This window comes from Streptomyces sp. NPDC047880, assembly GCF_040706515.1.
Lineage (GTDB): Bacteria > Actinomycetota > Actinomycetes > Streptomycetales > Streptomycetaceae > Streptomyces.
The window spans coordinates 197212-209115 of sequence record NZ_JBEZOK010000013.1 but is presented as its reverse complement, the minus strand read 5'-3'; the positions used below and the strand labels follow the sequence as shown (position 1 = coordinate 209115).

The following is an 11904-nucleotide window of genomic DNA, read 5'->3' as shown; positions in this document are numbered from 1 at the left end:
TACCCGATACGACAAGACCGCCACTTCCTACGAAGCAGCGGTCTCTCTCGCATCGTTCCTGCTCTGGGCAAGATCCGTTTGAAGACGGACCCTAGAGCCACCCGCGGCGCTTGAACAGCCGGAAGACCATGATCTCCAGGACGGCCATCAGGGCCATCAGCGCCGGATAGGACCAGACGTAGCGCAGCTCGGGCATGTGCTCGAAGTTCATGCCGTAGATCCCCGCGAACATCGTGGGGATCGCGGCCATGGCCGCCCACGCGGAGATCTTCCGCATGTCGTCGTTCTGCCGGACGCTCATCTGCGCGAGATGCGCCGAGAGGATGTCCGACACCAGCCGGTCCAGGTTCTCCACGGACTCGTTCACGCGCGTGAGGTGGTCGCTGACGTCACGGAAGAACGGCCGGGCCCGGTCGTCCACGAACGGCACGGTCACGCCAGTCGCCGCCGTGCCCGCAAGCCGGCTCATCGGCGGGGCCAGCGGCCCGGTCGCCCGGCGGAACTCCAGGACCTGCCGCTTGAAGTCGTAGATCCGGGACGCGGTGTTCCGTGAGCCCCCGCCGTCCGGCGAGAAGACCTCCGCCTCCAGGCCCTCCAGGTCCGTCTGCAACTCGGTCGCCACGTCCAGGTAGTGATCGACGGTGGCGTCGGCGACCGCGTACAGCACGGCCGTGGGGCCCTTGCCCAGCAGCTCCGGCTCCTGCTCCAGCCGGTGGCGCACGGCCTTGAGCGGGGCGCCCTCGCCGTGCCGGACGGTCACCACGAACGAGTCACCCAGGAAGATCATGATCTCGCCGGAGGAGACGGTGTCGCTCTGCGGCTCGTACGCCACCGGCTTGAGCACCACGAAGAGCGAGTCGTCGTACACCTCCAGCTTGGGCCGCTGATGGGCCTTGAGGGCGTCCTCGACGGCCAGCGGGTGCAGCCCGAACTCCCGGGTCACATGGTCGAACTCGCTCTCCGTCGGCTCGTGCAGCCCGATCCACACGAACCCGCCCGCCGTGCGGGCCTCACCCAGCGCGTCGGAGAGGTCCCCGGGTCCTTCCGTCCGCTGTCCTTCGCGGTAGATGGCACAGTCGACGATCACGAAGGAACTCTCCCGTCACTCGAACGACACCGCACGCACGCGTGCGCCTACGCTGGACCGCATGCCCACGCTGATCCTGGTCAGGCACGGACGCTCCACCGCCAACACCGAGGGACTGCTCGCCGGCTGGACGCCCGGCGTCGCCCTCGACGAGCGCGGCGCCGCACAGGCCGCCGCGCTCCCCGGGCGGCTGGCCGAACTGCCCCTCGCCGAAATCGTCACCAGCCCGCTCCAGCGCTGCCAGGAGACCATCCGGCCGCTGCTCGACGCCCGGCCCGGGCTGAGCCCGCACACCGACGAACGCATCGGCGAGTGCCACTACGGCGACTGGTCCGGACGCAAGCTCGCCGAGCTCACGGACGAACCCCTGATGGAGGTGGTGCAGGCACACCCCTCCGCCGCGGCGTTCCCCGGCGGCGAGTCCATGCGGTCCATGCAGACCCGCGCCGCCGAGGCCGTACGCGAGTGGAACGCGCGCGTGGAGCGCGACCACGGCGCCGACGCCGTCTACCTGATGTGCTCGCACGGCGACATCATCAAGTCGCTCGTCGCGGACGCTCTCGGACTTCACCTGGACCTCTTCCAGCGGATCTCCGTCGAACCGTGTTCCATCACGGCGATCCGCTACACCCGGCTGCGGCCGTTTCTCGTGCGGCTCGGCGACACCGGTGACTTCACGTCCCTCGTGCCGCGCGAGGCGACGCCGGGCGGCGAGGCCGAAGTCGGGGGTGGTGCGGGCGCACCGTGATCGTTCGCCGCAGTAGGGTGAAGCGGTCGCAGCAGTGCCGTGGTCACACGGTTCCCACGATCCCAATGGAGACAGGACGTGTCCCGTCAGGTGTTCCTCTACGACCATCCGGAGCGTTTCGTGGCCGGTACGGTCGGACTGCCCGGGCGCCGTTCGTTCTTCCTCCAGGCCTCCGCCGGCTCCCGGGTGACCAGCGTGGCCCTGGAGAAGACCCAGGTCGCCGCCCTCGCCGAGCGCATGGACGAACTGCTCGACGAGGTCGTACGCCGTAGCGGCGGCAGCGCCCACGTCCCCGCCGTCGCACCCTCGGACACCGACACCGCCCCGCTGGACACCCCCATCGAGGAGGAGTTCCGGGTCGGCACCATGGCGCTCGCCTGGGACGGCGACGAGCAGCTCATGATCGTCGAGGCGCAGGCGCTCGTGGAGCTCGACGCGGAATCCGAGGAGGACCTCGCCGAGGCCGAGGAGCGACTGCTCCAGGACGAGGAGAACGGTCCGCCGATGCTGCGGGTCCGGCTCACCGGCACGCAGGCCAGGGCCTTTGCCAAGCGCGCCCTGGACGTCGTCAACGCAGGACGGCCGCCGTGCCCGCTGTGCAGCCTCCCGCTCGACCCGGAAGGACACGTATGTCCGCGCCAGAACGGATACCGCCGCGGAGCGTGACGCCTCCCGCGAACGCCGCCGAGCTGCTCGCCCGGGGCGAACTGACCGTACGCGGACGCATCCGTGAGGCCTCCAACGCGGCCCTGTACTGCACGGTGTCCTACGACGGCGAGGGCGCGGCCTGCGTCTACAAGCCGGTCGCGGGGGAGCGGCCGCTGTGGGACTTCCCCGACGGGACGCTGGCCCAGCGGGAGGTCGCCGCGTACGCGGTCTCCGAGGCGACCGGCTGGGGCCTGGTGCCGCCCACCGTGCTGCGCGACGGCCCCTACGGCGAGGGCATGTGCCAGTTGTGGGTCGAGGCGACCCCCGAGGCGGAACTGCTCGCCCTGCTGGACGGCGAGGAACCGGAGCCGGGCTGGAAGGCGATCGGCTTCGCCGAGGCCGGCGAGGGACGCACCGCGCTGCTCGTGCACGCCGACGACGAGCGGCTGCGGCGGCTCGCGGTCCTCGACGCCGTCATCAACAACGCCGACCGCAAGGGCGGACACCTGCTGCCCACCGGTGAGGGGCGGCTGTACGGCATCGACCACGGGGTCACGTTCCACGCCGAGAACAAGCTGCGGACCCTGCTGTGGGGCTGGGCGGGGGAGCCCCTCACCCAGGAGGCCGTCGACGTCCTGGAAGGCCTCAGGAAGGACCTGGCCGAGGACGGGGCGCTCGCCGCGCGGCTCGAACCGCTGATCACCGGCGCCGAGCTCGACGCCACCCGCGCGCGGGTCGGCGCGCTGCTCGCCGCGGGGACCCACCCCGAGCCGAGTGGGGAATGGCCGGCGATTCCCTGGCCGCCCGTGTAGCAGCACAGTCGCCGGATCACCGCAAGAGCGCCTTCTCGGCCGAGTGGACCGCTCCCATTCGTATATGGAACTTCAGTCCGGTTAGGCTCAAGGCATGCATGCCTGGCCCGCTTCCGAGGTCCCCGCCCTGCCTGGTCAGGGCCGCGACCTGAGGATCCACGACACCGCGACCGGCGGTCTGGTCACCCTCGACCCCGGTCCCGTCGCCCGTATCTACGTGTGTGGCATCACCCCCTACGACGCCACACACCTGGGACACGCGGCGACCTACAACGCGTTCGACCTCGTGCAGCGCGTGTGGCTCGACACCAAGCGGCAGGTTCACTACGTCCAGAACGTCACCGACGTCGACGATCCGCTCCTGGAGCGGGCGCAGCGTGACGGCGTCGACTGGGTCGCGCTCGCAGAGAAGGAGACGGCCCTCTTCCGCGAGGACATGACGGCGCTGCGGATGCTCCCGCCGCGCCAGTACATAGGCGCCGTCGAGGCCATACCCGGGATCGTCCCGCTCGTCGAGCGGCTCCGGGACGCCGGCGCGGCCTACGAACTGGAGGGGGACGTCTACTTCTCCGTCGAGTCCGACCCGCACTTCGGCAAGGTCTCGAACCTCGACGCCGCGGCGATGCGGCTGCTGTCCGCCGAGCGCGGCGGCGACCCGGAGCGCCCCGGCAAGAAGAACCCGCTCGACCCGATGCTGTGGATGGCGGCCCGCGAGGGCGAACCCAGCTGGGACGGCGCCTCGCTCGGACGCGGCCGGCCCGGCTGGCACATCGAGTGCGTGGCCATCGCCCTCGACCACCTCGGCATGGGCTTCGACATCCAGGGCGGCGGCTCCGATCTCGCCTTCCCGCACCACGAGATGGGCGCCTCGCACGCCCAGGTCCTCACCGGCGAGTTCCCCATGGCCAAGGCGTACGTGCACGCCGGCATGGTCGCCCTGGACGGCGAGAAGATGTCCAAGTCCAAGGGCAACCTGGTGTTCGTCTCCAAGCTCCGGCACGACGGCGTCGACCCGGCCGCCATCCGGCTCACGCTGCTCGCGCACCATTACCGCGCCGACTGGGAGTACACCGACCAGGCCCTCCAGGACGCCGTCGCGCGGCTCGGCCGCTGGCGGGCCGCCGTGTCCCGGCCCGACGGGCCGCCGGCGGAGGCGCTCGTCGACGAGATCCGCGAAGCCCTCGCGAACGACCTGGACGCCCCGGCCGCGCTGGACGCGGTCGACCGCTGGGTGGAGCTCCAGGAGCGCAGCGGCGGCACGGACATCGGCGCGCCCGGGGTCGTCTCCCGGGCCGTGGACGCGCTGCTGGGCGTGGCGCTGTAACGAGAAGCACGCACAGGGGCGTCTCCCTATCGGGAGACGCCCCTGTGGCGTACGCGTGCGCTGTGCTCAGTCCTCCGACGACTCGTCGTCGTCCGTGCCCGGCTTCGGGGGCTTCGGCGGGCGGGTGCGGCCACTGGGGTTGTCCCGCAGGTACGACGTGCTGTCGCTGCCGTCGGCCGTGGCGTGACCGCCGGGCGCGGGCGGTCCGCCGCCGTCGTGGCGCCGCAGATAGCGCTCGAACTCCCGGGCGATGGCCTCCCCGGACGCCTCCGGCAGCTCGGCGGTGTCCCGGGCCTCCTCCAGCGACTGGACGTACTCGGCGACCTCGCTGTCCTCGGCGGCCAGCTGGTCCACGCCGACCTGCCAGGCACGCGCGTCCTCGGGCAGCTCGCCCAGCGGGATGCGCACGTCGATCAGGTCCTCCAGGCGGTTCAGCAGGGCCATCGTGGCCTTCGGGTTCGGCGGCTGCGACACGTAGTGCGGCACCGCCGCCCACAGCGAGACGGCCGGGACACCCGCGTGCGTGCAGGCCTCCTGGAGGACGCCGACGATGCCCGTGGGGCCCTCGTACTTGGTCTCCTCCAGGTCCATGCGGCGGGCCAGGTCCGGGTCGGACGTCGTACCGCTGATCGGAACCGGACGGGTGTGCGGGGTGTCACCGAGCAGGGCGCCCAGGACGACCACCAGTTCCACGCCCAGTTCGTGCGCGAAACCCAGCAGTTCGTTGCAGAAGGAGCGCCAGCGCATGGACGGTTCGATGCCCCGCACGAGAACGAGGTCGCGCGGCTTCTCCCCGCCGACCCGGACCACCGACAGCCTGGTCGTGGGCCAGGTGATCTTGCGGACGCCCGCTTCCATGAACACCGTGGGGCGGTTGACCTGGAAGTCGTAGTAGTCCTCGGCGTCCAGCGCCGCGAACACCTCGCCCTTCCATTCCCTGTCCAGATGCGCGACCGCGGTGGAGGCGGCGTCGCCGGCATCGTTCCAGCCCTCGAACGCGGCCACCATGACCGGGTCGACCAGCTCGGGAACCCCCTCGAGCTCGATCACCCAGCGCCTCCTTCCGACGTGCCCTCGCTTGACCACACAACCTTACGGCGTGCCGCGGGGGCGCCCGCAGCCCCCTCGCAGGGGGAGTGCCCCCATCACTGCCCCGCGATCCGCCCCTGAACACCCCGGAGTCGTCCGAGCAGTCCGTGCAGCCCTGGTCACAGCGAGGAGCGCAGCCACTGCTCCACACTCGCGACGTGGACGGTCGCCCAGGAGCGCGCCGCCTCGGCGTCCCGGTCGCGCAGGGCGGCGAGGATCGCGCGGTGCTCGCGCAGGGTGCGGGCGACGGCGTCCTCCTGGGTGAGACCGCGCCAGATCCGGGCCCGGGTCGTGGGGCCCGAGATGCCGTCGAGCAGCGAGCACAGCACGGAGTTGCCCGAGCTCCGGACGATGCCCCGGTGGAACTCCAGGTCGCAGGCGACGAGATCCTCCACGGACGGGCCGGCGCCCAGCCTGTCCAGCTGGGCGCCGAGCGCGTCCAGTTGCTGCTCGCTGATGCGCAGCGCCGCCATGGCGGTCGCCGCCGGCTCCAGGATGCGGCGTACGGCCAGGAACTCCAGGACCGTGTCGTCACGGTGGAAGTCGACGACGAAGCTCATCGCCTCCAGCAGGAGTTGCGGGTCGAGGCTGGTGACGTACGTGCCGTCGCCCTGCCGTACGTCGAGGATCCGGATCAGCGACAGGGCGCGTACGGCCTCCCGCAGGGAGTTGCGCGACAACCCGAGTTCGGCGGCGAGTTCGCTCTCCTTGGGCAGTCGGTCGCCCGGGCGCAGCGCGCCGGAGACGATCATTCCCTTGATCTTCTCGATCGCCTCGTCGGTCACTGCCATGGCGGCCTCCCTGTGCGTCAAGACCTCCGACGTATCAGGTCATTATGCGGGCGCGGAAAATACGGAAGGGGCGGCTCCGTCGGCGTGGAGCCGCCCCTGCCGGGATGGGGTCCCCCCCGTACCCGTGCCTACTTCTTGTCGAGCAGGTCCTGCACCTTGGCGCGGACGTCGTCCGTGGCGAGGCCGCGGATCGTCAGCGTCGTGCGGCGGCGCAGCACGTCGTCCTGCGTCTCGGCCCACTCGTGGTCCCGGGCCCAGACGACCTGCGCCCAGATCTCCGGGGCGTCGGGGTGGACACGCTCGGCGAGCTCGGGGCTCTCGTTGGCCATGCGGGCGATGTCGAAGGCCAGCGAGCCGTAGTGGGTGGCCAGGTGCTTGGCCGTGTCCGCCGCCATGCGCGGGCCCGGCGCCGGCCGGTCGGTGAGCAGCCGGTGGGCGACCGCGCGCGGGTTGGCGATGCCGGGCAGCGGCAGCTTCTTCGGCAGCGTGCTGATCGGTTCGAAGTCGTCGCCCAGCGGGTGGCCCGGCAGCGACTCCAGCTTCTTCATGATCGTCCGGCCGATGTGGCGGAACGTGGTCCACTTGCCGCCCGCGACGGACAGCATGCCGCCCCGGCCCTCGGTCACCACCGTCTCGCGCTTGGCCTTCGAGGTGTCGCCGGGGCCGCCCGGGAGCACCCGCAGGCCCGCGAAGGCGTAGGTGATGAGATCACGGTCCAGCTGCTGGTCACGGACGGAGAAGGCGGCCTCGTCGAGGATCTGGGCTATGTCCTTCTCCGTGACGGAGACGTCCGCCGGGTCGCCCTCGAACTCCTCGTCGGTGGTGCCGAGCAGCAGCATGTCCTCCCAGGGGAGGGCGAAGGTGATGCGGTACTTGTCGATCGGGGTGGCGAGCGCGGCCTTCCAGGGGGAGGTGCGCTTGAGGACCAGGTGCGCGCCCTTCGACAGACGGATGGACGGCGCCGCGTTCGGGTCCTCCATCTTGCGCAGGTGGTCGACCCACGGACCGGTCGCGTTCAGCACCAGCCGGGCGCTGACGCCGAACTCGTCCCCGGACAGGCGGTCCTTCAGCTCGGCGCCCGTGACCCGGCCCTGCGTGAAGCGCAGGCCGGTCACCTCGGCGTGGTTGAGGACGACCGCGCCCGCCTCGACGGCCCCGCGGACCGTCATCAGCGCCATGCGCGCGTCGTTCATCTGGTCGTCGCCGTAGACGGCCACGGCCTTCAGGTTCTCGGTGCGCAGCTCGGGCACGTCCTGCGCCGCCTTGGCGGGGGACAGGAGGTGGCCGACGCCGTCACCGAAAGCGGAGAGCGCGGAGTAGGCGAAGACGCCCGCGCCGAGCTTCGCCGCGCCGTGCGGCCCGCCCTTGTACACGGGGAGGTAGAACGTGAGCGGGTTCGCCAGGTGGGGAGCCACCTGACGGGAGACCGCACGGCGCTCGAAGTGGTTCTCCGCGACCAGCTTCACCGCACCGGTCTGCAGGTAGCGCAGACCGCCGTGGAGCAGCTTGGAGGAGGCGGAGGACGTGGCGCCGGCGAAGTCGCCGGCGTCCACCAGAGCCACCCTGAGGCCGGACTGCGCGGCGTGCCAGGCGGTGGAGATGCCCAGAATGCCGCCGCCGATCACGAGAAGGTCGTACGACGCCTTGGAAAGCTGCTCCCTGGTCTCGGCCCGGCTCGGGTTCGAGCCGGAGGCCGGGTGCGTCCCCAGGGCAGGCACGGACTGCAGGGTGGACTTGGTGGTCATGCTGTTTCTTACTCCTCGTCCTCGAGCCAGCCCATGGTCCGCTCGACGGCCTTGAGCCAGTTCTTGTACTCACGGGCGCGGGTCTCCGCGTCCATGCGGGGGGTCCACTCGGCGGCCCGCCGCCAGTTGGCGCGCAGGTCGTCGGTGCTGTTCCAGAAGCCGACGGCGAGACCGGCGGCGTAGGCGGCGCCGAGGCAGGTGGTCTCGGCGACCATCGGGCGCACCACGGGGGCGTCCACGAAGTCGGCGAGGGTCTGCATCAGCAGGTTGTTGGAGGTCATGCCGCCGTCGACCTTCAGGGCGGTCAGCTCCACGCCGGAGTCCTTCGTCATGGCGTCGGCGATCTCGCGCGTCTGCCAGGCGGTGGCCTCCAGGACGGCCCGCGCCAGGTGGGCCTTGGTGACGTACCGGGTCAGGCCGGCGATCACACCGCGGGCGTCGGAGCGCCAGTACGGGGCGAACAGTCCGGAGAAGGCCGGCACGAAGTAGGCGCCGCCGTTGTCCTCGACCGACAGGGCGAGGGTCTCGATCTCGGCGGCGGTGGAGATCAGGCCCATCTGGTCGCGCATCCACTGCACCAGCGAACCGGTGACGGCGATCGAGCCCTCCAGGGCGTAGACCGTCTTCTGGTCGCCGATCTTGTAGCCGACCGTCGTCAGCAGGCCGCTGTAGGAGTTGATGATCTTGTCGCCGGTGTTCATCACCATGAAGGTGCCGGTACCGTAGGTCGACTTGGTCTCGCCCTCGGCGAAACAGGTCTGGCCGAACAGGGCCGCCTGCTGGTCGCCGAGCGCGGAGGCGACCGGGATGCCGCCGAGCAGGTCGCCCAGCTTCCCGCCGGTGATCTCGCCGTAGACCTCCGCGGAGGAGCGGATCTCGGGCAGGATCTGCTGCGGGACGCCGATGGACTCGCAGATCTTCTCGTCCCACTGCATGGTGTGCAGGTTCATGAGCATGGTGCGGGAGGCGTTGGTGACGTCGGTGACGTGCTTGCCGCCGTCGGCACCACCGGTCAGGTTCCAGATGACCCAGGTGTCCATGGTGCCGAAGAGGATGTCGCCCGCCTCGGCGCGCTCCTTCAGGCCGTCGACGTTGTCGAGCAGCCAGCGGGCCTTGGGGCCGGCGAAGTAGGAGGCGAGGGGGAGGCCCGTCTCACGGCGGAAGCGGTCCTGGCCGACGTTGCGGCCGAGCTCGCGGCACAGGGCGTCGGTGCGGGTGTCCTGCCAGACGATGGCGTTGTGGACGGGCTCACCGGTGTTCTTGTCCCACAGCACGGTCGTCTCGCGCTGGTTGGTGATGCCGATGGCCTTGATGTCGTCGCGGGTGATGCCGGCCTTGGCGATGGCCCCGGCGACGACCTCCTGGACGTTCGTCCAGATCTCGGTGGCGTTGTGCTCGACCCAGCCCGGCTTCGGGAAGATCTGCTCGTGCTCCTTCTGGTCGACGGAGACGATCCGGCCGTCCCGGTCGAAGACGATGCAGCGGCTGGAGGTGGTGCCCTGGTCGATGGCGGCGATGAAGGGGCCGGCGGTGTGCGCGTCGGTCACTGTGTGCTCCTGGTAATTCCGGGTTTAAGGGGCTTTACGTACGGCGCGTGCTGGAAGTTTCGCTCAGGCGCGAGGATCGGGCCCCTAGGCGAATGCGACGTTGTAGATGCCCGCCGCGATGGCGCCGCCGATCAGCGGACCCACCACGGGGACCCAGGCGTAGCCCCAGTCGGAGCCGCCCTTGTTGGGCAGGGGAAGCAGGGCGTGCACGATGCGCGGACCGAGGTCACGGGCCGGGTTGATCGCGTACCCCGTCGGGCCGCCGAGCGAGAGGCCGATGGAGACCACGACGAGCGAGGTGACCAGGGCGCCCAGGGTGCCCAGACCGTTGCCCTCGTCGTTCAGGCCCTGGGTGAGCACGGCGAGCACCAGCACGATGGTGCCGATGACCTCCGTGGCGATGTTCTGCCAGGCGACCCGGACCTCGGGACCGGTGGAGAAGACGCCCAGCACGGGGCCGGCGCCCTTCTCCCGGGCCTCGACGGCCTTGGCGGTGTCCTGCGCGCCCGGCCCGCCGACTATCTCGCGGTCGGTGAGGTGGGCGTGGAACTGGCCGTAGTAGACGATCCAGACCAGGGCCGCGCCGATCATGGCGCCGAGGACCTGTCCGGCCCAGTAGACCGGGACATTCTTCCAGTCGCCGTCCTTGATCGCGAGCGCGAGGGTGACGGCCGGATTCAGATGGGCACCGGACAGCGGCGCCGAGGTGTAGACGGCCGTGAGCACCGCGAAGCCCCACCCGAAGGTGATGGCGAGCCAGCCGGCGTTGCGGGCCTTGGAGGCCTTCAGCGTGACGGCGGCACAGACGCCGCCGCCGAGGAGGATGAGTATGGCGGTACCGATGGTCTCGCCGATGAAGATGTCGGAGCTGGACACCCGCGACTCCTTTGTCCTACGTCCAGGGAAGTTCGATACCGGCCTGGCGTTGTCACACTCTAGCGCGTATTGCCGGTAGCTGTTCGACAATGTCGACCGATGGACGGGAGTCTTGCTTCGGCGTTACGAGCACGTCAAGGGCTGTGGACTCGAAAATCTGATCGTTACTGATCGCCCCGGGCTCAGTGATCTTTGCCGCAGGTGGGCGCGGGCATGCCGACGACCGGAACGCCGTACGGCGCCCCGGTCCGTTCGTGTGCCCTCAGAACCGCCCAGCGCCCAGGTCTCGCGACACCGCGCGGGCGCAGTCCCGTACCGCCGCGATGAGCTCGGGCCGCAGCGCCGTCTCGTCGTCGGGCCGGCACAGCCGCTCCACGGCGCCCGTGATGCCCACCGAGCCGACCGGCATCCGTCGCCGGTCGTGGATGGGGGCGGCGATGGAGGCCACGCCCTCCCAGGTCTCCTCCACGTCCGCCGCGTACCCCCGCGCGCGTGTGACGTCGAGGATGTGCTCGAAGTCCTCCGGCTCGCACACGGTCCGGTCGGTGAACGCCTTGCGGTCGGCCTCCAGGGCCTCGCTGTGCGCCACCGGGTCGTAGGCGGACAGCACCTTGCCCAGGGCCGTGGAGTGCAGTGGCTGCATGGCCCCGATCTCCAGGACCTGCCTGCTGTCGTCGGGCCGGAAGACGTGGTGCACGATCAGCACGCCCTGCTGGTGCAGGACGCCCAGATAGACGCTCTCGCCGCTGGAGCGGGCCAGGTCGTCGGCCCACACCAGGGCGCGCGCCCGCAGCTCGTGCACATCGAGGTAGGTGGTGCCCAGGCGCAGCAGCTCCGCGCCCAGCTGGTAGCGCCCGGAGGCGTCGTCCTGCTCGACGAAGCCCTCCTGCTGCAGGGTGCGCAGGATGCCGTGGGCGGTGCCCTTGGCCAGGCCCAGCGACGAGGCGATGTCGGACAGGCCGAGCCGCCGCTCGCCGCCCGCCAGCAGCCGCAGCATCGCGGCCGCCCGTTCGAGCGACTGGATGTTCCGTGCCATCGCCGTACTGCCTCCGTCCCCTTCGACCGCCGACAAGCGTCACCACAGCCCTCGTTCGGCAATGTCGAACACTACCGGTCGATGCCGACCTCTCGCTAATGGCCGGGCGCCATTTGTTGCGTCATGGTGGCCGACACGCCACTGTTACGACGCGACGGCGGTGACCGATACGTCGACGGCGAGCCGCGCCCATGATGACGG

11 protein-coding genes are annotated in these 11904 nt (G+C 70.6%); 4 read left to right on the top strand and 7 right to left on the bottom strand.

Annotation, left to right across the window (positions count from 1 at the left end; all coding sequences use genetic code 11):
- Window positions 1–91: 91 nt before the first annotated feature.
- Window positions 92–1087, bottom strand: coding sequence for a magnesium and cobalt transport protein CorA (locus AB0937_RS21255; protein ID WP_366713675.1), 996 nt, complete (start codon window positions 1085–1087; stop codon window positions 92–94).
- Window positions 1088–1148: 61 nt separating this feature from the next.
- On the opposite strand from AB0937_RS21255, the gene AB0937_RS21250 reads away from it, so the two are divergent.
- The 4 genes from AB0937_RS21250 (at window position 1149) to mshC (ending at window position 4619) form a co-directional block, all read left to right on the top strand.
- The gene (locus AB0937_RS21250) at window positions 1149–1835 is read left to right on the top strand and encodes a histidine phosphatase family protein (protein ID WP_366713674.1); all 687 of its coding nucleotides are present in this window, start codon (window positions 1149–1151) and stop codon (window positions 1833–1835) included.
- Between the two features lie 78 nt (window positions 1836–1913).
- Window positions 1914–2501, top strand: coding sequence for a DUF3090 domain-containing protein (locus AB0937_RS21245; RefSeq protein ID WP_248507471.1), 588 nt, complete (start codon window positions 1914–1916; stop codon window positions 2499–2501).
- On the top strand, window positions 2465–3295 hold the full coding sequence (locus AB0937_RS21240; RefSeq protein ID WP_366713673.1) for an SCO1664 family protein: 831 nt from the start codon (window positions 2465–2467) through the stop codon (window positions 3293–3295). The genes AB0937_RS21245 and AB0937_RS21240 overlap by 37 nt, the downstream gene beginning before the upstream one ends.
- A 94-nt stretch (window positions 3296–3389) precedes the next feature.
- The gene (gene mshC, locus AB0937_RS21235) at window positions 3390–4619 is read left to right on the top strand and encodes a cysteine--1-D-myo-inosityl 2-amino-2-deoxy-alpha-D-glucopyranoside ligase (protein WP_366713672.1); all 1230 of its coding nucleotides are present in this window, start codon (window positions 3390–3392) and stop codon (window positions 4617–4619) included.
- A gap of 66 nt (window positions 4620–4685) precedes the next feature.
- On the opposite strand, the gene AB0937_RS21230 is transcribed toward mshC, so the two are convergent.
- The 6 genes from AB0937_RS21230 to AB0937_RS21205 form a co-directional block, all read right to left on the bottom strand.
- Window positions 4686–5669 carry a PAC2 family protein gene (locus tag AB0937_RS21230; RefSeq protein WP_234849449.1) on the bottom strand — a complete coding sequence of 328 codons (984 nt, stop codon included), beginning with the start codon at window positions 5667–5669 and terminating at the stop codon, window positions 4686–4688.
- A gap of 158 nt (window positions 5670–5827) precedes the next feature.
- A complete protein-coding gene (locus AB0937_RS21225; protein ID WP_366713670.1) occupies window positions 5828–6499 on the bottom strand; it encodes a FadR/GntR family transcriptional regulator in 672 nt (223 codons plus the stop codon).
- Between the two features lie 128 nt (window positions 6500–6627).
- On the bottom strand, window positions 6628–8244 hold the full coding sequence (locus AB0937_RS21220) for a glycerol-3-phosphate dehydrogenase/oxidase (RefSeq protein WP_366713669.1): 1617 nt from the start codon (window positions 8242–8244) through the stop codon (window positions 6628–6630).
- A gap of 8 nt (window positions 8245–8252) precedes the next feature.
- Window positions 8253–9791: a glycerol kinase GlpK gene (gene glpK, locus AB0937_RS21215; protein WP_366713668.1), complete on the bottom strand. Its 1539-nt coding sequence runs from the start codon at window positions 9789–9791 to the stop codon at window positions 8253–8255.
- An 84-nt stretch (window positions 9792–9875) separates the two neighbouring features.
- Window positions 9876–10667: an MIP/aquaporin family protein gene (locus tag AB0937_RS21210; RefSeq protein ID WP_366713666.1), complete on the bottom strand. Its 792-nt coding sequence runs from the start codon at window positions 10665–10667 to the stop codon at window positions 9876–9878.
- A 262-nt stretch (window positions 10668–10929) separates the two neighbouring features.
- A complete protein-coding gene (locus tag AB0937_RS21205) occupies window positions 10930–11703 on the bottom strand; it encodes an IclR family transcriptional regulator (protein WP_366713665.1) in 774 nt (257 codons plus the stop codon).
- Window positions 11704–11904: the final 201 nt, after the last annotated feature.

Coding starts and splice junctions, on each gene's coding strand:
- AB0937_RS21205 (WP_366713665.1), bottom strand. CDS start 11,703: ATGGCACGGAACATCCAGTCGCTCGAACGGGCGGCCGCGATGCTGCGG.
- AB0937_RS21240 (WP_366713673.1), top strand. CDS start 2,465: ATGTCCGCGCCAGAACGGATACCGCCGCGGAGCGTGACGCCTCCCGCG.
- AB0937_RS21250 (WP_366713674.1), top strand. CDS start 1,149: ATGCCCACGCTGATCCTGGTCAGGCACGGACGCTCCACCGCCAACACC.
- mshC (WP_366713672.1), top strand. CDS start 3,390: ATGCATGCCTGGCCCGCTTCCGAGGTCCCCGCCCTGCCTGGTCAGGGC.
- AB0937_RS21220 (WP_366713669.1), bottom strand. CDS start 8,244: ATGACCACCAAGTCCACCCTGCAGTCCGTGCCTGCCCTGGGGACGCAC.
- AB0937_RS21225 (WP_366713670.1), bottom strand. CDS start 6,499: ATGGCAGTGACCGACGAGGCGATCGAGAAGATCAAGGGAATGATCGTC.